Origin of the sequence: Kitasatospora sp. NPDC058162, assembly GCF_042884005.1 — a bacterium.
Taxonomy (GTDB): Bacteria; Actinomycetota; Actinomycetes; order Streptomycetales; family Streptomycetaceae; genus Kitasatospora.
Genome location: NZ_JBHVUS010000033.1, coordinates 76268 through 99742 on the forward strand (window position 1 = coordinate 76268; position 23475 = coordinate 99742).

At 74.8% G+C, this 23475-nt stretch carries 9 protein-coding genes; 6 read left to right on the forward strand and 3 right to left on the reverse strand.

Going from position 1 to position 23475, the window contains the following annotated elements; translation table 11 throughout:
• The first annotated feature begins 90 nt into the window (after window positions 1-90).
• The 3 genes from ACFVXG_RS36805 (at window position 91) to ACFVXG_RS36815 (ending at window position 3124) form a co-directional block, all read left to right on the forward strand.
• A complete protein-coding gene (locus ACFVXG_RS36805) occupies window positions 91-1149 on the forward strand; it encodes a GNAT family N-acetyltransferase (protein WP_387934121.1) in 1059 nt (352 codons plus the stop codon).
• Window positions 1150-1226: 77 nt separating this feature from the next.
• Window positions 1227-1688: a GNAT family N-acetyltransferase gene (locus ACFVXG_RS36810; protein WP_387934123.1), complete on the forward strand. Its 462-nt coding sequence runs from the start codon at window positions 1227-1229 to the stop codon at window positions 1686-1688.
• 95 nt (window positions 1689-1783) lie between these two features.
• Window positions 1784-3124 (forward strand): GH1 family beta-glucosidase, encoded by a 1341-nt coding sequence (locus ACFVXG_RS36815; RefSeq protein ID WP_387934125.1) that lies wholly within the window; start codon window positions 1784-1786, stop codon window positions 3122-3124.
• A 64-nt stretch (window positions 3125-3188) separates the two neighbouring features.
• On the opposite strand, the gene ACFVXG_RS36820 is transcribed toward ACFVXG_RS36815, so the two are convergent.
• Entirely contained in the window at window positions 3189-3923 is a 735-nt protein-coding gene (locus ACFVXG_RS36820; protein WP_387934126.1) for a DUF899 domain-containing protein, read from the reverse strand.
• 470 nt (window positions 3924-4393) lie between these two features.
• Between ACFVXG_RS36820 and ACFVXG_RS36825 the strand changes: the two genes are divergently transcribed.
• Together ACFVXG_RS36825 and ACFVXG_RS36830 are read left to right on the forward strand one after the other, a co-directional pair.
• Entirely contained in the window at window positions 4394-6409 is a 2016-nt protein-coding gene (locus tag ACFVXG_RS36825; RefSeq protein ID WP_387934128.1) for a sensor histidine kinase, read from the forward strand.
• A 289-nt stretch (window positions 6410-6698) separates the two neighbouring features.
• On the forward strand, window positions 6699-8558 hold the full coding sequence (locus ACFVXG_RS36830; protein ID WP_387934130.1) for a serine/threonine-protein kinase: 1860 nt from the start codon (window positions 6699-6701) through the stop codon (window positions 8556-8558).
• A gap of 45 nt (window positions 8559-8603) precedes the next feature.
• Here ACFVXG_RS36830 and ACFVXG_RS36835 read toward each other — a convergent pair whose 3' ends face one another.
• Together ACFVXG_RS36835 and ACFVXG_RS36840 are read right to left on the reverse strand one after the other, a co-directional pair.
• Window positions 8604-11375, reverse strand: a complete 2772-nt coding sequence (locus tag ACFVXG_RS36835; protein ID WP_387934132.1) for a LuxR C-terminal-related transcriptional regulator — start codon at window positions 11373-11375, stop codon at window positions 8604-8606.
• 130 nt (window positions 11376-11505) lie between these two features.
• A complete protein-coding gene (locus tag ACFVXG_RS36840) occupies window positions 11506-22404 on the reverse strand; it encodes a MupA/Atu3671 family FMN-dependent luciferase-like monooxygenase (RefSeq protein ID WP_387934134.1) in 10899 nt (3632 codons plus the stop codon).
• Window positions 22405-22660: 256 nt separating this feature from the next.
• On the opposite strand from ACFVXG_RS36840, the gene ACFVXG_RS36845 reads away from it, so the two are divergent.
• The coding region (locus ACFVXG_RS36845) for a BTAD domain-containing putative transcriptional regulator (RefSeq protein WP_387934136.1) at window positions 22661-23475 on the forward strand (815 nt) is incomplete at its 3' end.

Genomic DNA, 23475 nt, shown 5'->3' on the forward strand with positions numbered 1-23475 from the left:
GCGCGAGAGCGACAGAGCACGCGAGCACGCGAGCACGACAGAGCACGACAGAGCACGACAGAGAGCGAGAGAGACATGCGGGCGACGACGGTGTCCGACACGTTCGACGCCGCACGCTGGGACGCCCTGCGCCCCGGCACCGTGGTGCAGGGCGGTCGGTGGCTGAGCACCATGCTCAGCCGGTTGCCCGGCCGGCCGGTGACGGCCGTGCACGCCGGACCGGACGGCCTCGACGGTGCGGTCGGCTTCGTCGGCGCGGTGGTCGAGGACCCGGAGGCCTACGAGGCGTACAACCCCTGGCTGATCCTGCGCGCTCCCCAGCCCGTCTTCGAGGAGGTGTACGCCTCCGGCCGTCAGGTGGCGCCGCAGCTCGGCGACGCCCCCGAGCGGATGCTGCCCGGCCTGGTCCTGACCGCTCCCGGCTACATCGGGGATCCGGTCGGCCCGGCCGCCGGGCAGCCGGAGGAGGTGCGGGCGTGCCTGGCCGGCATCTGCGCCTGGGCCCGGTCGGCCGGCCTGGCCACCGTCACCGTGCTCTACACCACCCCCGCGGGCTCGGCGGTCCTCGAACCGGCGGTGGCGGCGCTCGGCGGTGAGAGCTTCGACCTGACCACCCGCTCGGCCCGCGAGGTCACCTGGACGGACGCCGAGGGGTTCCGGCAGGCGATCAGCCGGCGGCACCGCGCCGAGATGAACCGCCAGCTGAACCGGCTGGCCGACCTCGGCGCCGAACTCGGACAGGCCGACCCGGCGGCCAGGTTCGAGGAGGTGATCGAAGGCCGCTGCGAACTCGTCCGCTGGTACGGACAGCCCGTGGACGAGGCCGGCGAGCGGCGGCGGCTGCGCACCCTGATCGACACCTTCGGCCCGGACCTGCGGCTGTACACCACCGAGCGCGAGGGCCGGATCGTCGCCCACAGCCTCTTCGTCCTGCAGAACCGGACACTGCAGAACATCTACACCGGTACCACCGAGTCCGGCCGGAACACACCCTTCGCGCACCTCGCCGCCACCTACCACGAGCCGATGCTCAGCGCGTCGAGCGAGCACCTGGACCGCATCGACTACAGCATCGGGCACGGCTCGACCAAGCGGCTCCAGGGCTGCCGGGCCGTCCCGCTGCGCGGCCATCTCATCCCGCTGTCGTAACACCCCGTCCGCTGCCGGGCCCGCCCGTCACGGCGACCGTCGACCGTCCCGTCCATGCCTGCCAGGAGGTACCCGCCGTGCCGAATCCGGTCGTCCCGGTCGTCCCGGACATCACCGTCGTCGACCGCGTCGACGAGGAGACCGTCGAGGACTTCAACCGCCTCATCCCGCAGCTGCACAAGAACTCGCCGCCGCTGGACGCGGCGCGGCTCGCGCAGGTGCTCGACTGTCCGTCCAACCTGGTGCTGGCCGCCCGGATCGGGACGCGGACCGTCGGCCTGCTCACCCTGGTCATCCTGACCCTGCCCACCGGCGTCTGCGCCAGGCTGGAGGACGTGGTGGTCGACGAGCCCGCGCGGGGGCGGGGCGCCGGCCTCGCACTGGTGCGAGCCGCACTGGCGGCCGCCCGCAGCCGCGGCGCCGTCCAGGTCGACCTGACCTCGCGGCCGAGCCGTACGGCTGCCCATCGGCTCTACGAGAAGGCCGGGTTCGCCCGTCGCGAGACCAACGTCTACCGCTACCGGCTCGACATCGCCTGAGCTGTGCGATCGCCTGGGGGCGTGAGCCTCCCCTGGTGTTTCGGCGCCCCGCCGGTAACATGAGTGCCCCTCATGTTCTCTGCCGGGAGGCTGCCATGCCGGACCGCTACGACCTGCCGGCGGGGTTCCGCTGGGGTGCCGCCACCGCCGCCTACCAGATCGAGGGGGCGGTGGACGAGGACGGCCGCGGCCCCTCCGTCTGGGATACCTTCACCGCCCGGCCCGGCGCCATCCGCGACGGACACACGGGCGCGGTCGCCTGCGACCACTACCACCGGTACCCCGAGGACATCGCCCTGATGAAGGGCCTCGGGCTGGACGGCTACCGCTTCTCCATCGCCTGGTCCCGCGTCCTGCCCACCGGCAGCGGGCCCGTCAACCCCGCCGGCCTGGCCTTCTACGACCGCCTGGTCGACGCGCTCCTGGAAGCCGGCATCACCCCGCTGCCCACCCTCTTCCACTGGGACCTCCCGCAGGCTCTGGAGGACCACGGCGGCTGGCTCAACCGCGACACCGCCCACCACTTCGCCGACTACGCGGCCGTCGTCACCGACCGCCTCGGCGACCGCATCCCCACCTGGATCACCCTCAACGAGCCCTTCGTGCACACGGTGTTCGGCTATGCGCTGGGCACCCACGCCCCCGGCCGCACCCTGATGTTCGAGGCCCTCCCGGCGGCCCACCACCAGCTCCTCGCCCACGGGTTGGCCGCCTCGGTCCTGCACGACCGAGGCCTGGAGGTGATGCTCTCCAACAACCTCACCCTCGTCGAGCCGGCCACCCCCTCACCCGACGACGCCGCCGCCGCAGCGGCCTACGACGCCCTGCACAACCGCCTGTTCACCGACCCCGTCCTCCTCGGCCGCTACCCCGACCTCTCCGCCCTCGGCGTCCCCGACGACATCTACGGCGCCGTCCACCCCGGCGACCTCGACCTCATCCACACCCCCGGCCTCGACGCCCTCGGCCTCAACTTCTACAACCCCACCCGCGTCGCCGCCCCCACCGACCCCGGCCTGCCCTTCGACCTCGTCGACATCCCCGAAGCCCCCCACACCGCCTTCGGCTGGCCCGTCGTCCCCGACGCCCTCCGCCAACTCCTCCTCCACCTCCGGGACTTCTACGGCAAGGCCCTCCCGCCCGTCACCGTCACCGAGAACGGCTGCTCCGTCGACGAGTCCACCACCCCCGACCACCCCCGCATCGACTACCTCGCCACCCACCTCGACGCCCTCGCCACCGCCATCGCCGAAGGCCTCGACATCCGCGGCTACTACACCTGGTCCCTCCTCGACAACTTCGAATGGGCCGAGGGCTACCACCAACGCTTCGGCCTCGTCCACGTCGACTTCGCCACCCAGAAGCGCACCCCGAGGGCCTCGTACGCCTGGTACCGCGACCTGATCGCCGCCCACCGGGCGCACCGGTCGGGGTAGTCGGCCTCCAGCTGCTGCCGGATGAGGGGCTGCATCGGTCCGGAGAAGGCCGCCTGACAAATCTTCAGGCTGTCCCGTACTCGTCGTGGCGGCGCAGCCAGTGGGTCTCCTCGCCCTCCTCGTGTCGTCCCATCGGGGTTCGGTCGAGGAGGCCGTAGTAGGCCATGGCGGGCTCAAGGCCGCGCGCAGTGGTGACGTACGTCCGGTAGACGGTGCCGTTCGAGAGCGCGTAGGCGCTCAGCCCGGGCCCCTCGGTGACGTACCCGGGCACGTCGGTGCCGCAGGCCTCCGCCATCTGCCGGACGGTCGGCGGGATGGCACCTCCGAGGAACGGCCCCAGCTCCGCTTCGGTGTACTGGAAACCGAGGTCGCGGTGGAAGTCGCTGCCGGTGGTGGAGACCCAGTCGAAGCGCCAACCCATCCGCTCCCGGTAGGCGAGGAGCTTGTCGATCGGCGCCCGCGAGGAGCAGATCAGTGCCACGTCGCGGGCTCTCAGATGGACCGCGTTGGGGTCGAGGGTGTCTGCGATCGAGGAGCAGACCGGGCATCCGGCCTCGTAGGGCGGGCCGAACATGAAGTGGTAGACGAGCAGCTGCGAGCACCCGCCGAAGAGGTCCGCGAGCGACTTGGTCCCGCCCCCGGTCTCGAAGCCGTAGTCCTTCTCGACCGCCACCCAGGGAAGCTCCCGCCGCTTCCGTGCGAGCTCGTCACTTCGTCGGGTGAGCTTCTTCTCCTCTGCGAGCAGCTCCTCCCGGGCCGCCTCGAATTCCGCCTGCGTGCCGATCCTGTGCTCGGGCATGGCCATTCCCTCCTGTAGGAGAGCGGAACACCGCATCGCCGCGTGCGGTCACCCGCAGTGGCAGCCGGCAGTGCCTGCCACCGGCTACCCGTCCGGCCGTACCTCCACCGTACGCGCGCGGCGGCGGGCCCTCGAAGCCAGGCCGGATCGCCTGTTCGGCGCCGTGATCACCCGGCGGGACGGAGGCAGCGCAATGCGCGAGCGCAGGGCGTCGCAGGCGAACGCCGAGGTGTGGGTGATCGGACCGAGCGCGGGGAGTCGGAGGTCGATCGTGTCGGCGCGGCCGAACGGGCGAATCCCACCCGCCGATGGGCGGTGGCCGAACGTGCGGCTCGACACAGATCGGCCACGGAGTGTAGCCATACAGTGCTTCGACCGGTGTCGTGCACGTGGTGCGGGAGAGGGACCGGTGTCCCGTGCGGTCGGGACGGCGGGCCGGGCAGCATGGAGTGCGTCAGGGAGGTGGGCGGATGAGAGGGCTCGGGGTCGGCGGCGCCGGGGTTGCCGCGGCCCTTGCGGCTGCCGGGACCACGCTGTTGTGCGTGGCGGCCTGGTCGCTCCTCGCGCTGACCCACCCCGGGGTCGGGGGCGTCAGTGACCAGTACCTCTACAACGGCGTCTGGGTGGCGGTCGGCCTGGCGTTCACCCTCGCCGGCCTGTTCCTGGTGGTGAACCGGAACGGCCAGGCCCTGGGGGCGTTGCTGCTGTTCGCCGGTCTGCTGCAGTCATTGCGAATGGTGACGCTGCTGGCGGCCGCGTTGGCCGGAGCCGGACCGACGGCCGTCGCGGTGGTCGCGGCGGTGATGCTGGCCGCCGACATCGCCAACGCCTCCGTGGTGATCGGCTTCCCGCTCTGGCTTCCCGACGGCAGGTTGCTCGGCGGGGCCTGGCGCGGCATTACCGCCTTGGTGGCCGCCTGGAGCGCCCTGCTCGCCTTCGGCAACACGGCCCAGACGGCCGAGTGGTACGGCCTGCCCAACCCGCTCCACCACACCGCGCTGTTCGCCTGGCTGGACGGGTGGCTCAGCCCGTACGCCGTCAGGGAGTTCGCCGCGACCCTGGTGTTCACTCTGGCGGTGGCCGCGGTCCGCTGCTGGCGCCTGCCCGGACCGCACCCGTACCTGCGTGCGGTGATCGCCGCCTACCTGGCCTGGTGCGTGCTGGCCGTCGTCCCGCACTTCGTCGGCGAGTGGCTGCCCTACGCGGTCGTCGTGGCCGGTGAGGCCCTCTGGATGCTGGTGCCGATGGCCGCCTTCCGCCGCGACCGCCAACTCTCGCTGGACCGGGCTACCCGGCGCTACCTGGCGGCGTTCGCGTTCTGCGCGCTGTTGTTCGTCGGTGGCCTGCTCACCGCCTACCTGACGTACGGCCTGCTGCCCGGCACCGGGTCCGGCGCGCGCTGGTGGCAGGTGGTGACGGCCGCGGTCCTGGGCGCGTCGCTGCGACCGGCCGCCCGGGCGGTGGGGCGCGCCGTGGACCGGTACTACTACGGCGAGCGGGCCCACCCCTACCAGCTGGTCCGGCAGCTCGCGGAGCGGATGAGCCATGCCGTCAACCCGGCGGACGCGCCGCCGTTGCTCTGCCGGACCGTGGTGCAGGCCCTCGGGCTGCCGGCCGCCGTGGTCCGGGTGCGGACCCGGAGCGGGCCGCGTGAGCTGGCTCGGCTCGGGACGGCCGATCCCCCCGGCGTGCGCTTTCCGCTCACCTACGAGGGCGCCGAGATCGGCGAGCTGCTGGTGCCGCCTCGCTCCGGGCAGTCCGAGCTGGACCGGCAGGACCGTGAGGTGCTGAGCCTCCTCGCGGACCAGGCATCGCCGGCGATCGCCTCGCTCGGCCTGTACGAGGACCTCCAGGCCAGCCGTGAGCAGCTCGTACTGGCCCGCGAGGAGGAGCGCCGCCGTCTGCGCCACGACCTCCACGACGGCCTCGGCCCCGCCCTCTCCGGCCTGCGCCTGCGCATCGATGCCGCCGGCACCGACCTGCCCGTCGGCTCCGGGGCCGCTGCCTCGCTCACCGCGGCCTCCGCGGGCATCGGCCAGGCGATCACCGAACTCCGGCGGATCACCGACGGCCTGAGTCCCGGCCCCCTCGACAGCAAGGGTCTGGCCGACGCGCTCCGCCGACTCGCCGACACCCTCGGCAGCCGGTCGCTCCGGATCACCCTCGACCTGCGCCCCGATCCGCTGCCCGCGCTCTCCGCCGCCGTCGAGGTCGCCGTCTACCGGATCAGTGGTGAGGCCCTGAACAACGTGGTCCGTCACTCGGGTGCCACCGTCGCCAGGCTCAGCCTGCACGCCCTCTCCGACCGTGTCACCGTCGAGGTCGCCGACAACGGCGTGGGCTTCGCCGGCTGCGCCGCCACGTCCGGCGTGGGCCTTCGCTCCATGGCCGAGCGCGCCGAGGAGCTCGGCGGCACCTTCACCGCCGGCGACGCCCCCGTCGGTGCCGTCGTCCGCGCCGTCTTCCCCCGCTGCCGGGCCGACTGATGCTTCGGTCCGGTCCCGTCGAGGTCGGCGATCGGGCATTGTCCGGTCGACCTCCTCGTCGACACCCCGACGAAGGCGCACTGACCGACGAAGGCGCACTGACCGAGGAGCCGCACTGACCGAGGAGCCGCACTGACCGAGGAGGCGCACTGGATCCTGCGGCGAATCGGGTAGTCGGACCGGGTAGTTCTACCGATGCCCGCGGGGCTCGTCGCACGGAGAATTCCAGGCGGATTCAAGAGCCGCCTGAATTCCCGCGACTGCCACACAGTGAGGCCGATCCCTGCCCATGCCTGCGAACGATCCACAGCACGCCGCCCCGCCGCCCCCCGCCTTCCAGCCCCTCCAGGCGGACGATCCGACCGAAGTGGCCGGGTACCGGCTGCACGCGCGGCTCGGGGCCGGCGGGATGGGTCGGGTCTACCTCTCCTACACCCCCGGCGGACGCCCGGTGGCCCTCAAGGTGGTGCGCCCCGAGTTCGCCGAGGACCCGGAGTTCCGCCGCCGGTTCACCCGGGAGGTGGCCAACGCCCAGCGGATCCACGGCCTGTACACCGCCCAGGTGATCGACGCCGGCAGCGAGGCCGACACCCCGTGGCTGGTCACCGCCTACGTGCCGGGCCCCTCGCTGCAGCAGGTGGTGCGCGAGCACGGCGCGCTGCCGGTGCGCACCGTGCTGCTGCTGCTCGGCGGCATCGCCGAGGCGCTGCAGGCGATCCACGGTGTCAACGTGGTGCACCGCGACCTGAAGCCCGCCAACGTGCTGGTCGCGGCCGACGGCCCGCGGGTGATCGACTTCGGCATCGCCCGGGCCGCCGACACCACCGCGCTGACCGGCACCGGGGTACGGATCGGCTCGCCCGCCTTCATGGCGCCCGAGCAGGCCCGGGGCGCGGCGGTCACCACCGCGACCGACGTCTTCGCGCTGGGCGCGCTGGCCGCCTACGTGGCGAGCGGCGTGCAGCCGTTCGGCGAGGGGCCGGAGACCGCGGTGCTCTACCGGGTGGTGCACGAGCCGCCGGAGCTGGACGCGGTGCCCGCCGAGCTGCGCGCGCTGCTGGAGCGCTGCCTGGCCAAGGCGCCCGAGGACCGTCCCACGCCGGCCGAGATCATCGAGATCGCCCGCAACCACCCCGAGGTCGGCGGGCAGTTGCGGTTCGCCGACGACTGGCTCCCCGCGCCGGTGTCCTCCGAGATCACCCGGCGCTCCGACCTGCCCAGGACGGCACCGGACCCCACCGTGCTGGCGACGGCACCCTCGCTCGGCGCGCCCGGGCCGGGCCCGGCGGCTGTTCCCGCGACCCCGCCACCGACGCCGGCCCCGACCCCGCCGCCGCTCAGCGAGATGCCCACCACGCGTGCGCGACACCCGGAGCAGACCGTGCCGCTCGCGTCGCCCGCTGCGTCGCCCGTCGCGCCGCCGCCCGCGCCGCCGCAGGCCGAGGCGAAGGGCGTCTCCTGGAAGACCCTGCTGACCGTCGCCGTGGTGGTGGCGCTCGGCGGCTCGCTGGTCGGGGTGCTGCTGACCCGGAACGACACGTCGACCACCGGCGGCACCGCCGCCGCCCAGACCCCGGTGGCCGCGAAGCCTCCGGTCGCGTCCGCGACGGCTCCCACGACAGCTCCTACGACAGCTCCTACGACAGCTCCTACGGCAGCTCCTACGACAGCTCCCGCAACGGCTCCCACGACGGCTCCGGCAACCGCGTCCGCCGCGGCGGGGAGCTACACCCCGCTGGTGGGCAAGGTCGAACTGAGCATCCCGGCGGCCGACTACGCCACCCAGGCCTACCAAGTCGACCTGGTCGGCGGAAAGACGGCCCCCTCCATCACCGCCCCCACCTGGGCGCTCGGCCTGACGCACCAGAGCCCCACTGGCAGCGCCGTGGCCGACTCCTTCAGCGCGTCCGGCGTGGACCGGTCCGACTTCGCCGTGCTGACCGACCCGTCGTCCACCCCGGCCCAGTGCAACACCGCGATCGACACCCGGCCCAGGGCCAACGTCGGCTTCACCCAGGTGAACGGCGGCCGGCTGCTCTGCATCCGCGACCGCGCCACCAACAGCATCGCGATCGCGACGATCGAGACCGCCGACGTACAGACCGGCGCGGTCACGCTCTCGGTGAGCACCTGGCAGCGCAGCTCCTGACCCCGTTCGGGCGGGCCCGGGAGCGGCCGTTGCGCGGGGGTTCCCTCACGCCGCGCCGGTTGCCTCGCTGAGCAGGGCGCGGGTGAGGCTCGCCCGGTTGGAGACGCCGAGCTTGCGGTAGATCCGGCCGAGGTGGCCGTCGACCGTGCGCACGCTGAGGAACAGCGTGCCGGCGATCTCCCCGCTGGTCAGGCCGGTGCTGGCGAGGCGGGCGATCTCCCGTTCCCGTCCGGTGAGCAGGGCCAGCACGGCCGGATCCGCACCGCCCCGGGCCTCGAACCCAACGGCAGCGGCGGAGGCGGTCGGCGCGGTGAGCAACCGGGCGCGCTGGTGGGCGACTTCGTCGGCCAGCCGGGCCGAGCCGCACTGCTGGGCCAGCGCCGCGGCCTGGTCGAGCCACCCGGCCACCTGCTCGGTCCGCAGGGCGTCCAGGGCGAGCGCGGCCACCGCGACCAGCGTGCGGCCCGCCTCGATCCGCTCACCGCCGACGGTGAAGTCCGCGACCGCCGCCAGTCCGCTGCGCCGAGCCTGCTCGAGGTCCCCGCGCATCCGGTCGACCCACATCCGGGTGCGCCCGGCGTACCCGCGGCGGTTGGCGGAGGGCAGCTCGTCGACCCGGGCCTCGGCGAGCTGCGCCCAGTGCTCGGCCGTCGGCCCGTCCCCCTCGGCGATCGCGGCCCGCGCCAGGGTCTCGTAGCAGCGCGGTTGCCCCCAGGCGGTGACCCGGGGCAGGTCGGGGCCGCCCGCGGCGTCCAGCAGCAGTCGGCCCGCCCGGGCCGGATCCCCGGTGAGCAGCACGAGTTCGGCATGGGCGCAGCGGACGTTGACGGCCCAGGCGGTGGACCGGCCGTCGGCGAGCGCCGCCGCGCGCTCGGCCGACGCGAGCACCTCGTCGCGCGACTCGGCGGAACCGCCCCGCCACAGCAGGGCCTCTGCGCGGGTCACCGCCAGCACGGCCCGGATCGCCGGGTTGCCGTCGAGCTCGGTGTGCCGGTCGGCCTCGTCGAGGGTGGCCAGCGTGCGGCGCAGGTCCCCGCCGCGCAGCTGGGTGCTGGCCAGCGCCGTCAGCAGCGCGGGCTGGATGTACGTCTGCCCGGTGCGCCGGGACAGCGCGGCGCCCCGGGTGAGGTGACGCTCGGCGGCGGCCAGGCGTCCGAGGATCCCTTCGGCCGTGCCCACGTGGTGGAGCGCCTCCAGATTGGTGAGGAGGGTGGCGTCGGAGACGGCGTCGACGAGTTCGACCGCGCTGTCCGCCGTGCGGTCGGCCGCGGCCAGGTCCCCGGTGAACAGGTGGGCGAGCGAGGCCTGGGCCAGGGACTTGGCCTCGTTGACCCGGTCGTGGTTCCGGCGCGCGATCGCGGCGGCCGTCTCGGCGTGCTGCCGACAGCTCTGGTAGTCCTGCACGTCGTAGGCGCAGTCGGCGAGTTCGGAGTGCAGGGCGGCCGCCGCGGCGCAGTCGCGGTCGGCCAGCGCGGTGAGCCCGGCCCGGGCCACGGCAGCGGCCTCGTCGTAGCGGCCGAGCTGCCGTTCGACCCGGCTCGCGTCGGCGAGTGCGGTCAGCGCGTGGTCCCCGTGCGGCGGCCGGCCGGCCGCGGGTCGGCGCAGTGCGTCGAGCATCGCCCGGCTCTCGGTGGCGTCGCCGGTCAGCAGCCTGGTCTGGGCGAGCAGCACCTGCGCTTCGTGCCAGTGCTCCCCGCCCTCCCGGACCAGCGGCAGGATCACCTCCAGGTACCCGGCCGACACGGCGGGGGAGGTGTGCAGTGCGTCCCGCGCGGCGGCGATCAGGGTGGTGAGGTGCTCCGGTTCGTTCGGGTCGATGGACCGCGCCACGTGGTGGGCCCGCCGGGCGATCGGCACCGCGAGCTTGGCGAGTGCGGCCGCCGAGCGGCGGTGCAGGTCCCGGCGCCGGCTGGGTTCGATCTGCTGGTACACGACCGCCCCCACGGCCGGGTGGCGCAGGACCATCTTCGCTCCGGCGTTGGCCGGCCGTACCAGGTCGAGGCCGGTGAGCAGGTCCAGGGCCCGCAGGGTCTCGGGCAGCTCCAGCTCCAGCGCGGCGGCGAGCAGCTCCGGGTGGAAGGAGTGGTCGAACACCGCCGCCGCGTGGAGCACGGTGAGCGCGGTGTCGTCGAGGCCGGCCAGCTCACCGAGGACCGCCGTGCCGGCCGCGGCGATCGCCTGGCCGTCGGAGGAGGCCAGGATCTTGAGGTACTGCGGGTTGCCCTGGCCCTCGCGGTGGAGCTGCTCGAGGTCGGGGCGCTCGCCGAGCAACTCCCGGGCCGCCGCCGGGGAGAGCGGCCCGAGCTGCCACACCTCGAGCAGGCCGGCGGATGCCGCGCGGGACAGCACGGCGGCGAGCGCGGGCGAGAGCCGGCGCTGCCGGTAGGCCAGCAGACACAGCAGCGGGCCGTCGGCGGTCGCCTGGAGCACCCGCTCCAGGCCCGGGATCCGATCGGCCGCGAGGTGGTGCAGGTCGTCCACGGCCACCACCGTCGCGCCGTCCCGCGCCACCCGCTCGCGCACGTCGCCGGGCTCGTCCAGCAGCGACCGCGGGCCGTACTGCCCCTGGGCCGGGTCCACCCGGACCCCCGCTGCCCTGGCGTGTGCGACGGCCGTGGCCATCAGCGCGCTCTTGCCGATGCCCGGCTCCCCGACCAGGGCGATCGCCCGCCCGCCCGCCGTCCTCAGGCCGCCCAGCACCCCCAGCAGCGCCCCGATCTCCCCCGCCCGCCCGAACAACTGACGCCCCCTGGCGGCCATCCCCCAAGCCGGCGAGCCCCCGAGGATGGATCCGCCGCCCTGTATCCCATCCGACATGACCGGCACACTAGTCGCACCGGACGACAGATTCACCAGCCCTCCACAACGCCCCCTCCGTGACGCCAGGTCACCGCCGCCCCGCTCGACCTGCGGGCCCGGGCGGGCCCGCAGGGAGTCCGGCGCGGTGTCAGCCGGATTGCTCGGCGGTCCTCTCCAAGGCGGCGGTGAAGTCCGCGGCCCATCGCTCGGCGGTGTCGGGGTGGAAGAGGTCGGTGTCGTACTCGAACCAGAGGCGGATGCCCTCCGGTCCCGGTTCGGCGCGGATGTAGAGGTCGGTCCGGGCCACGCCGGCGCTGACCAGACCGCTCACGGTGACGCCGACGCCCGGGAGTTCGACGTGTGGCCGGTCGGTGTCGGCGACTGTCAGCATCACCGCGTCGAGCGGGCGCCCGTCCTGGTCCGGGTCGGCGGCCTCGGGGACCGCGGAGATCACCTCGTCCCAGGCCAGTGCCTGGTGTTCGAGCGCGCGGAACAGCGACCGCGTGGTGTGGGCGAGTGCGGTGTCGAAGGGGGTCCGCGGGTCGGCCGTCAGCCGGAGCGGCACCGGTCCGCCGAACATGCCGACGGTGCCGTGGTGCTCCGGATCCGGACGGTTGGCGCTGGAGAGCGCGAGGACCAGGTCCGGCTGTCCGCAGAGCCCGCCGAGCCAGCGGGCGCACACGGTGGCCAGCAGGGCGGCCAGGGTGCTGCCCTGTTCGGCGGCACGCCGGCGGAGCCGGTCGGTCGGGCCGGCCGGCAGGTCGGTGCGGACCAGCGCCCCGCGCCCGGAGGGCTCGGCGGGGCGGGGGAGGTCGCCGGGCAGCCGGGGCCCGCTGGGCTGCCCGGCGAGCTCGTGCCGCCAGAACCGCTCCAGCTCGGCGCGGGCCGCGCCGGAGGTCTGCCGCGTTCGCCGGGCCACGTGGTCGCGGTACTGGCCGGACGGCCCGTGCGGCGCCGGTCCGGAGCCCGTGCGGACCGCCTCGTAGAGCGCGGGGAGCTCGGCCAGCAGGAGTCCCAAGGACCAGCCGTCGACGATCAGGTGGTGGAACGTCAGGACCAGCGTCCAGGAGCCGTCGCCGAGGTGGGCGAGCCCGGCGCGCCACAGCGGCGCCCGGTCCGGAGCGAACGGCCGGTCGGCTATGGCCCGGCACCAGGCGTCCACCTCGGACGGGCCGACCGACTCCACGCGCAGCTCCGGCCGGACCTCGGCCGGGAACTGCTGTCGGGGCCCCTGGGCGGTCTCCGTGATCCGGCTCCGCAGCGCGTCGTGCCGCCGGGCGAGCAGCCCGAGGGCGCCGGCCAGGGCCTGCGGATCGAGCTCACCGGTGAGGTCGAGGCGGACGCTCGCGTTGCAGACCTCCGGTCGTGGGTGCCGCAGGTGCCGCCGCCACATCCGCAGCTGCACACCGGCGAGTTCGGCGTCGTGCTCGATACCGGGCTCGGCGTCGGGCCGGACGTCGTCCCCGGCCGGAGGCGGCAGGCGGCGGGCGAGTGCCCGGACGGTCGGCTGCCGGAGGAACCCGGTGAGCGAACAGTCCAGGCCGAGCTCGTCCCGGATCCGGCCGAGCAGCCGGACGGCACTCAGCGAGTGGCCGCCGACGGAGAAGTAGGACCGGTCGACCGGCACGGAGGCGACGCCCAGCTGCTCGCACCAGATCCGGTGCACGGCGTGTTCGGCCTCCGTCTGCGGCTCGGCACCCTCCTGGGCCGCGGCCCAGTCGGGCTCCGGGAGGGCGGACCGGTCGTGCTTGCCGGCGGCGTTGAGCGGCAGCCGGTCCAGCCGGACCCACGCGCCGGGGACGAACTGGGCCGGCACCTGGGCGGCCAGCCGTGCGACGGTCTCCGCCGGGTCGGCGCCCGGGACGAGCGACAGATAGCCGACCAGCCTCGGTTCGCCGTCGGGGCCGGTACGGACCAGCACCTCGGCGTCGCGTACCGACGGCAGGGCGAGCAGCGCCCGGAGGGTCTCGGCCGGCTCGATCCGGACCCCGCGGATCTTCACCTGGTCGTCCCGTCGGCCGAGGTACTGCAGCTCGCCGGCGGCCGTCCAGCGTCCCAGGTCCCCCGTCCGGTAGAGCCGGGCACCCGGTGCGAGCGGGTCGGCGACGAAGGCGGCCGAGGTCTGCTGCGGCCGGTCGAGGTACCCCAGGGCCGGCGCGGCGCCGCCCGCGTGGATCTCGCCCACCGCCCCGAGCGGGACCCGCCGTCCGGCGCCGTCCAGCAGCCGGACCACGACCCCCGCCACCGGCCGTCCGATGGCCGGGGCGTCGTCGCGCGGGTCCACCCGGTGGGAGGTCACCATCATCGACGCCTCGGTCGGACCGTAGTCGTTGTAGAGCACGCAGTGCGGGTGCGCGGCCAGGAAGCGGCGCAGGGCGGGGGTGGGCAGCAGCCGTTCGCCGACCGAGACCAGCTCGCGCAGCCCGGGCAGTTCGGGGTCGGCCTCCATCAGATGGGCGAGGGCGCTCGCGGTGAGGCAGAGCCGCTGCACGCCGTTCTCCCGTACGGCGGCGGCCACCGCGTGGGCGTCGTACCGCACCTCCTCGGGCAGCAGGACCAGGGCCGCGCCCGAACCGAGGGTGGTGAAGATCTCGAAGAGGCTGAGGTCGAAGCCGGCGGAGGCCCACTGGAGGGTCCGCAGTCGCGGACGGGCCCGGCGGAACCAGCGGAACAGGTTGACCGGCCCCCGATGCGGCAGGAGCACGCCCTTGGCCCGTCCGGTCGATCCGGAGGTGTACAGGCAGAGCGCCGGGTCGTCCGGGTCGGCCGGGCCGCCGTCGGCCGGGGCCGTCGTTCCGGCCGGGGCGGTCGTCCCGGGTGGGGCGGGCTCGCCGTCCGGATCGAGCACCCGCAGCCCGGGTACGGCGGCGCGCAGCCCCGCCGGTTCCGCCTCGGCCGTGGTGACCAGCAGCACCGCCCCGCTGTCCGCCAGCAGCTGCGCCAGTCGGGCGGCGGGCTGGGCGGGATCCAGGGGCAGCAGGATGCCGCCGGCCTTGAGCACGGCGAGCACCGCCTCCACCGCGGGCACACCGCGCGGCAGACAGAGGGCCACCACCGCCCCCGTGACGTCGGCCTGCCCACGGAGCCGGGCGGCCAGCAGCTCGGCGCCCCGGTCCAGCTCCCCGTAGCTGACCGAGCCTCCGGGGTCGACCACCGCCTGAGCTGCGGGCGTCCGGCGGGCCTGCCGCTCGAAGGCGTGGTGCAGCAGCTCCGGGTGGTCCGGGTGGTCCGGGTGGTCCGGCGGATCGGTGGGGACGGCGTCGGGGTGGCCCTCCAGCCCGTCCAGGACGAGGGCCTCGGATACCGGCGGTGCCATGAGTTCGGACAGCCGCCGGCCGGCCGGGTCGCCGGCACCGAGCTCCAGCACCTGCTCGACGTAGTCCAGGATCCGCTGCACGGTCTCCTCGGCGAACAGGGCCGCGTCGTAGTGCGCCAGGCAGTGCAGCAGGCCGTCGCGGTACGACAGGCAGAGGCTGAGGTCGAACGGCGCCCGTCCGCTGGGCAGATCGACCACCTCGCCGCGCAGCGCGCCCGCCTCGAAGCCGGGATCGGCCGCCGCCTCGTACTCGACCATCACCTGGAACAGCGGGTTGCGGCCGGTCCCGCGCTCGGGGTTGACCGCCCGTACCAACTCGTCGAAGGGCACCGCCTGGTCGTAGGCCTCCGCGCTGAGCGTCCTGATCCGGTCCAGCAGTTCCGCGAAGGCCGGGTCGCCGGCCAGGTCGAGGCGCAGCGGGACGGTGTCCACGAAGAAGCCGATCATCCCGTCGCAGTCGGCGGGGCGGTTCCCGACGGCGGTGCCGACCACCAGGTCGTCCTGCCCGCTGAATCCGGCCAGCACGGTGCCGACGGCGGCCAGGACGGCCATGAACGGGGTGGCTCCCTGGTGCCGGCCGAACGCGCGCAGGGCCTCCCGGGTGGCGGGCTTGAACGTGTGGGAGAGCGAGGCGCCGACCGGGGCGCGGTTCGATCGCGGCCGGTCGGTGGGCAGCGCCGGGACCGGGGCGTCCGCCAGCCGGCGGCGCCAGTGGGCGAGCCGGGAGGGGTCGGCCGGATCCCGGACCGCCGTATCCCGGGTGGGCAGCGCGGGCAGCGGGGCGGGCGGGTGCGGCCAGGCCCGCAGATGGGCGGCCAGCTCCTGCCCCAGGATGTGCAGCGAGGCGGCGTCGAACACCAGATGGTGGGTCAGCAGCAGCAGGACGTGCCGGTCGGCGGACAGCCGGAGCAACCTGGCCCGCACCAGCGGGGCCCGGGTGAGGTCCAGCGGTTCGGCGCCCAGCTCGGCGAGGTGCTCGGCCACGGCCTCGTCCTCGGACCGGCCGGAGCAGTCCACCAGCGGGCAGGCCAGTACGGCCTGCGCCCGCACCACCTGCCGTGGCTCACCGGCGACCTGCCGGAACGCGGTGCGCAGCGCCGGCTGCCGGTGGACCACCCGGTCGAGCGCGGCGCGCAGGGCCGGAGGGTCCAGCGGGCCGTCCAGCCGGATCGCCCGGGGTTCCAGGTAGTCGGCGCTGCCGGGGTCGAGCTGCTCGATGAACCAGACTCCGCGCTGCGCGGGTGTGAGCGGCAGCTCGGTCTCGGCCGGGGCGGTCTGGGCCGGGGCGGTCTGGGCCGGGGCGGTCTGGGCCGGGGCGGTCTGGGCCGGGGCGGTCCCGGCCGGGGCGGTCTGGGCCGGGGCGGTCCCGCGGTCGCCGACCGGCGCGTACCGCCGGCGCAGTTCGTCGAGTCGGACCAGCCCGTCGAGCACCCGTTCGCTGCTCAGGCCGAAGTCGACGAAGGCCGCGAGCTCGTCGACCCCGGCGGCCAGCAGGCGTTCGACCACCGGGGCGGCGTCGTCCACGGTGCCGATCAGCGCCCGGTCGGCGCAGTACCGCTCGTAGGCGCGGTGCAGCAGGAAGTCCAGGTCCTCGGGGGTCGTGCGCTCCAGGTCGATGGCCAGTCCGAGGCTGTTGGCGAACTGGCCGAGCAGGGCCATCGATGAGCGCAGATAGGCGCAGAAGGGATCGCGGGCCTCGGCCCGGGCCTCGTCCCGGTCGGTGCCGAGGTAGGTGTGGACCAGGACCACCACCCGGCCGGCCTCGGGATCCAGCCCGACCTCGGCCCGGGCGGCCCGGTAACGGGCGATGTTCTCGGCGAGCTGCTCCACGGACTGGGACATCAGGTTGGTGACGACCCCCAGTCCCTTCCGGGCGGCGTCCCGATAGCTGTCCGGGTTCTGCGCCACCGCGACGAACAGCGGGGGTTCGGCCTGCACCGGCCGGGGGAACAGCGCCACGTCGACCGGCTTGCCGTCGCCGGCCGTCGCGCCGACCGACGCACCGGACCAGAGTGCCCGCACCGTGTCGAGCCGCTCGTACATCAGCTCCCGGTGGCGGCCGAAGGCTTCCGGGGCGAGGGCGAAGTCGCGGGCGTGCCAGCCGGAGGCCACGCAGAGACCGGCCCGGCCGTCCGAGAGGTTGTCCACGACCGACCACTCCTCCGCCACCCGGACCGGGTGGTGCAGCGGCAGGACGACGGAGCCCGCGTGCAGTCGGATCCGGGAGGTTCGGGTGGCGAGCGCGGCGGCGAGCACCGAGGGGTTGGGGAAGAGGGCCCCGAACGAGTGGAAGTGGCGTTCGGGGAGCCAGACGGTGTGGAAGCCCTGCTGGTCGGCGTAGGCGGTGGCGTCCAGGATCAGCTCGTACTTGTTCCGGTGGCCCTGCTCCGGGTAGTCGCCGAAGAAGTAGAGGCTGAAGTCGCATGCCCCGGTCGTCGGGGAAGGAGGCGAGGACGGCGATGGAGGTGAGGACGGGGACGGGGCTGGGGAGAGCGGCCGCCGAGGCGGGGCGGGGCGCGGGGAGGGCGGCCCCGGTGGTGGTGTCGCGCCGGCTTCCAGGAGCGCGAGCTGGCGCTCGACCAGTGCGGTGACCCGGTCCGTGAGCAGCAGCTGCCGGGCGATCAGCGACTCGACCGGGTCGACCGGCGCGGCCTCGGCCGCGGGAGCGGCCGACCGGTGGGGACGCAGGGCGTCGGCCAGCTTACGGGGCGTGTCGAGGGAGTCGAAGAGATCACGCAGTGCCACCCGGGTGCCGAACCGCTCGGCGAGCTCGCGGCCCATCGCGGCGAGGGTGAGCGAGTCCGCGCCGAGTCGGACGAACGCGTTGTCGGGCGCCACCTCGTGCTCCGGGCAGCCGAGATGGCGTGCCGTCAGGGCGATGACCTCCGCCAGTGGCGCATCGGATGGCGCGGTGTCGGCCAGGGGGAGCGGAGGCGGCCCGGTCTGCCGGTGGGCCGCCGCGGTGGGGGCTTCCCCCGGGGACGGCGCCGGTCGGGCTGGCCTCGGTTCGAAGGAGTACGGGAAGTCGGTCCGCTGGAACGGGTAGCGCGGCAGTGGCTCGGGCGGCAGCGCGCCGTCGCGCGGCAGTTCGAGCGGAGCGCCCGAGCAGTACAGCTCCGCCTGCGCCAGCGCGTCCCCCGACTCGGCCGGGAGGCCGCGTCGTTGGGAGGCGATCCACGGGCCGGGGCTGCCGGTCCTGCGGCCCAGCCTGCTCAGCTCCTCGTCCGGTCCGATCGTCAGATAGCCGCGGCAGCCGGTGGCCTCCAGCGCGGCCAGCAGGTGCCGGAACCGGACCGGGCCGCGGAGCTGGGCCGTCAGGTAGTCCGGCCCGATGACGGCTCCCGGTGGCAGGACCGTGCCGTCCAGCCCGCAGGCGAAGGGCGTCCGGATCGGACCGTAGTCGTACCGTTCCGCTTCGCGGCGGAACTCGGCCAGGACCGGGTCGAGCAGGGCCGAGTGGAAGGCGCGGTCCACCGGCAGCCTCCGCCAGGGCGTGCCCTCGGCGTCGAGCAGGGCGGCGACCCGGTCGACCTCCTCGGCCGGACCGGAGAGCACCTGGCTGTCGGCAGCGTTCTCGGCCGCCACGCAGAACCCGGCGGCTGCGGCGATCCGCTCGGCCAGGGCGCGATCGGCCCGGACGGCGAGCATCGCACCGGACGCGGTGCCCTGCATCAGGCGGCCGCGGAGCGCGGTCAGCCGAAGGCCGGTCCTGGTGCTGATGCCACCCGCGGCCCACAGCGCGGCGTACTCACCGATGCTGTGCCCCAGCAGGTGGTCCGGGCGCAGACCACGGCCGCGCCACAGTTCGGTCGCGGCCGTCTGGGCGGCGAACAGCGCGGGCTGGGCCAGCTCCGTCGGCAGCGGGTCCTGCGGCAGGGCGTCCAGCCGTGCCAGCAGGCCGGTGCCGGTGAGCCGCCGGTACTCCTCGTCGCACTCCTGGACGAGGCGCCCGGCGGTGGGGTGCGTCCGCAGCATGGCCAGCAGCGGCCTGGGGTCGGATCCCTGACCGGAGTAGGCGAAGGCCAGCGGGCCGAATCCCGGCGCCGGAACGCTGCCGTGATGTCCGCCGGAGGTGGCGCCGGTGCGCCCGAACTCGCCCAGCGCGCCGGCGAGTTCGGCCGCTGTCCGGCCGGCCACCGCGAGCCGGTGGCCGCGCCGGGGCCGGCGGGCCAGTTCGGCCGCCACGGCGCCGAGCGGGGCCCGCGGGCGGTCGGCCAGCCAGCCGGACAGGTCCGAGGCCAGGCCGCGCAGTGCCTCGGGGTGCTCGGCGGACAGCGCCAGCACGGTCGGCCGGTCGGTGGCGGCGTCGTCCCGTACGACGGCCTCGGGGGCCTCCTCCAGCACGACGAACGCGTTGGTGCCGCCGACGCCGAGTGCGCTCACCCCGGCGCGCCGCGGGTGGGGTCCGGCCGGCCAGTGGCGGGTGCCGGTGGCGAGGACGAACGGGCTGCCGGCCGCTTCGAGGGCCGGGCTCCAGGCGGTCGCACCGGGCATGACGACAAGGGTCCGGTGGCGCAGCATCAGCACGCTCTTGATCAGACCGGCCATGCCGGCACAGGTGTCCAGGTGCCCGATGTTGGCCTTGACGGACCCGAGGGTGCAGAACCCCGTCCGGCCCGACGGGCTGCGCAGGGCGGCGGCGAGCGCGGCGAACTCGACCGGATCGCCCAGCGGGGTGCCGGTGCCGTGCGCCTCCAGATGGCCGAGGCTGTCGGCGGGCACGCCGGCGCGGGCGAGGGCCTGCCCGACCACCTCGGTCTGCCCGCTGACGCCGGGCGCGCTGAAACCGACCTTGGCCGCCCCGTCGTTGTTGACCGCCGAGCCGGTGATCACCGCGTGGATCCGGTCGCCGTCCGCCAGCGCCCGGCGCAGCGGTTTGAGCAGCACCGCGGCGACGCCGTTGCCGCCGACCGTGCCGTCCGCGGCGGCGTCGAAGGGGCGGCATCCGCCGCTCGGTGACAGGACGCTGCCGGGGTGCAGCCGGTATCCGGAGTGCTGGGGCAGGTGCACCGCCGCCGCGCCCGCCAGCGCCAGGTCGGCATCGCCGTTCAGCAGTGCCTGGACGGCGAGGTGGACCGCCACCAGCGAGGACGAGCAGGCCGTCTGCACACCGACCGCCGGGCCGCGCAGGTTCAGGCGGTAGGCGACCCGGGACGCGAGGAAGTCCGGGGCCGCGCCCAGCGAGGACTGCATGGCGAGGCCCGGGTCGGCGGGCGGCCGACCAGTGTCGGTCTGATAGTCGTACAGATTCATGCCGGAGCCGGCGAAGACGCCGATCCGCTCGCCCCCGGCGGCATCGGCGTGGCCGCCCTCCTCCAGCGCGTGGTAGCAGCACTCCAGGAACAGGCGGTGGGCGGGGTGGGTGAGCGCCGCCTCGTGCGGGCTGACGCCGAAGAAACGGTGGTCGAAGCCGGTGACCTCCTCCAGCACCCCGCCGAAGGGACGTAGCTGCGGATCCCGGATGTCCTCCGGCGAGCGGCCGGCCGACGCCAGTTCGGCCTCGCCGAAGGTGGAGATGCGGGAGGTTCCACTGCGCAGATCGGCCCAGAAGCTCTCCGGGTCCGAGGCTCCGGGCAGGCGGAAGGCCATGCCGATCACCGCGATCCGTCGGTCGGCCGGGTCGGCCGTCTCCGCCGGGTCGCTCGACCCGGCAGGGGCAGGGGCAGGGACGGGGGCGGGGGCCGGCTGCTCCGGGGTGCTGCCGAGCCGGTCCAGTGCCGCGGCGAGGGAGGCGATGGTGGGGTGCTCGAAGAGCAGGGTCCGGGCGAACCCGACGGCGAGGGCCCGCTCCAGCTCGACGTGCAGCCGGACCAGGGACACCGAGCCGAGCCCCAGCTCGTGGAAGGGCGTCGCATCGTCCGGTCCGCCCGTAGGCGCACCGGGGAGTTCGGCGAGGATGCCGCGGACCGATCGGCGGACCGTGTCCAGGGTGGACCGGGGCTGGAGCGGCGGGTGTTCCCAACCGGAGGAGAGCAGCAGTTCACGGGCGGCCCCGCGGAGCACCTTGCCGCTGGAGGTGCGGGGGAAGTCCCCGGCCGCCACCGGGACCACGGGTCCGGCGGCCAGTCGGAGGCGGGCGAACAGCGCGGCACGGATCGCCCGCGCGGTCGCCTCGGCGGCGCGCCCGGAGTCGTCGGCCGCGGAGGCACCGACCGCGGAGACATCGGCCGCGGAGTCGTCGAGTGCGGAGGCGTCGAGTGCGAACAGCAGCCCCAGGGTCTCGGTGCCGCTCCGCGGACTGGGCAGGCCGCAGGCGGCCACCGCGCCGGCCAGGACGCCCGGGACGGAGGCCGCGACCTCCTCGATCTCGTGGCAGAGGTGGTTGTGGCCGTTGAGGATCACGACGTCCTTCGCCCGCCCGGTCACCACCAGCTCCCCGTCCCTGAGGAAGCCCAGGTCACCGGTGTCCAGCCAGCCGCGGGGAGCCCAGTCACCGGTGGGGAAGGCCCGTTCGTCGGCGGCCTCGTCGTCGACGTAGCCCGGGGTCACCCGTGCCGAGGCGACCTGGAGCGCGCCGATCCGGCCCTCGGGCAGCACCGCGCCGTGCGGGTCGACGATCCGCAGGGTGGCGCCCGGTGCCGGGCGTCCGACCGCCACGAAGTCCAGGCACTCGTCGTCGGGAGCCTCGGGCCCGGCGTACTCCAGCTCGCCGGCCAGGCTGGCCCGGCGGATCCGGTGGGTGCTGCCGGGGGCGCCGAACCGGCCCATGGTGATTCCGGTGCAGGTCTCCGCCATGCCCCAGGCGGGCACGAAGGAGTCGCCCGGCAGCCCGAAGCGGGCGGTCTCCGCGAGGAAGCCGCGGACCAGCCCGGCGCTGATCTGCTCGCCGCCGCTGACCAGGGTGCGCACGGCGGAGAGGTCCGCGGTGAACTCCGGGTGCCGGGCCAGTGCGTCGCGGACCAGCTGGTAGCCGAACGCGGGAGCCCAGGAGTGGTTCACCCGGTACCGGTCCATCAGGTCGAGCCAGCGCAGCGGGTCGGCCAGCACCAGGTCGGTGGGTACGTGGATCTGGGTGGCTCCGGTGAAGAGCGGCAGCAGGTGGTAGAGGAGCAGGGCGCCGCTGTGGTCGGTCGGCAGCCAGTTCAGCGTCACCTCGCCGGGCCGCCAGTCGAGCAGCCGCCGCGAGCCGTGGCCGAACTCGGCGAGCCCGCGGTGGGTCAGCCGGGCGACCTTGGCGTTGCCGGTGCTGCCGGAGGAGAGCATCAGCAGGGCGGTGTCCGCGGCCTCCGGCCGGTACGGGTCGCTGCTGTGACGGTCGGTCAGGGAGCCGTGGTCGACGGCGGGTATCCCGGCTTCCGTGAGCGCGGCGACCCCGGCGGCGGTCGACAGGACCGGCGGGCGGCCGAGGCGTTGCCAGGCGGCGGCGAACCGGCCCTCTCCGGCGCGCAGCCGGGTGGTCTCCACCGGTTCGCTGATCGCCAGCGGACGGATCCCCCCGAGCAGGCAGGCCCAGAGGAGGGGGAAGAAGTCGGCCGCGGGCAGGTCGGCGAGGATCGCCCGGCTCCCGGGGGTGAGGCCGTGTCGGCGGAGTCCGGTGAGCAGCCGGCTCGCGGTGTCGAGCAGTTCGGGGTAGCGGACGGTGCGGGCCCCGCCGTGCCGGTCGAGGGTCACCAGCCCGGCCGAGGGGAACCGCTCGGCCGCCCGCCGCAGCAGTTCGGGGATCGTACGGGGGTCGTCGTCGGTGAGGTCGACGGGCTCGCCGTGGCTCAGCGCCAGTGGTGTCCGGCTCATCGGATTCCCCTTCGTTCGGCCGGCGGCCACGATGACCGACGGCTTGATGGAGCGAGTGGAGCGCCGCCCGAACGGGCCGGACCCGGCGTCGGCCGGCGGGCCGTCAAGACCCGTTCACGGCCCGGTGGGGCGGATCGAGGCGATCGGGCCGGTGCGCCCGACCTGGGAACCTTCTGTGGATCTTGCATGTCCTTCATACGTGAACGGAGAACAGGTGAACGATCGGTGTCTTCAGGGACGGGATCTCAGGTTCGGGGTGCTCGGATCCATACGGGCGCACCGCGGGTCGACGCCACTCGCGGTCGGGACCCCGCAGCAGCAGGCGATGCTGGCCGTGCTCCTCCTGAGCCCCAACGGTTCCGCGACCATCAGCTGCCTGGTCGAGGGGCTGTGGGGCCAGGAGCCGCCCGACGCCGCGGTCACCACCGTGCGGACCTACGCCTGGCGCTGGCGGCGGCTGATGGAGCCGGACCGCTCCGTGGCACCGGTGGTCCTGGTGTCGGCCGGTGACGGCTACCGCCTGGTGGTCCCGTCGAACGCACTGGACCTGTGGCAGGCGGAAGGGCTTGCGGCCCGGGCGGCCGAGGCCCGCTCCTCCGGGCGGTGGGAGGAGGCCGACTCCCTGCTCGTGCAGGCCCTGTCCCTGTGGCGGGGCGACCCGCTGCCGAGGCTCCCCGGTCCCTTCGCGCAGCGCCAGCGGGCCCGGCTCACCGAGCTGCGCCTCACCCTGATCGAGCAGCGGCTCGACCTGGCGCTGAGGCTCGGCCGGCACGGCCTGGCCGTGCCGGACCTCACCGCCTTCGTCTCCGAGCACCCCCTGCGCGAGAGCGCCCACGGGCTGCTGATGCGGGCCCTGTCCGCCGGCGGTCGGCAGACCGAGGCTCTGCAGGTCTACCAGCGGATCCGGCAGCGGCTGATCGCCGAGCAGGGCCTGGACCCCGGTCCGGAACTGACCGAGCTGCACCGCCGGGTCCTGGCCGGCGATCCCTGTCTGCTCGCTCCGGCCCGGGAGGACGAGCCCGCCGAGCCGCTCGCCGCCGCGGCCCGGCCGGCCCCGGCCGGGCCGCCGGC

Bases quoted from the DNA above. Each gene is read 5' to 3' on its own strand.
- ACFVXG_RS36815 (WP_387934125.1), top strand. From the start codon at position 1,784: ATGCCGGACCGCTACGACCTGCCGGCGGGGTTCCGCTGGGGTGCCGCC.
- ACFVXG_RS36820 (WP_387934126.1), bottom strand. From the start codon at position 3,923: ATGCCCGAGCACAGGATCGGCACGCAGGCGGAATTCGAGGCGGCCCGG.
- ACFVXG_RS36825 (WP_387934128.1), top strand. From the start codon at position 4,394: ATGAGAGGGCTCGGGGTCGGCGGCGCCGGGGTTGCCGCGGCCCTTGCG.
- ACFVXG_RS36830 (WP_387934130.1), top strand. From the start codon at position 6,699: ATGCCTGCGAACGATCCACAGCACGCCGCCCCGCCGCCCCCCGCCTTC.
- ACFVXG_RS36835 (WP_387934132.1), bottom strand. From the start codon at position 11,375: ATGTCGGATGGGATACAGGGCGGCGGATCCATCCTCGGGGGCTCGCCG.
- ACFVXG_RS36840 (WP_387934134.1), bottom strand. From the start codon at position 22,404: ATGAGCCGGACACCACTGGCGCTGAGCCACGGCGAGCCCGTCGACCTC.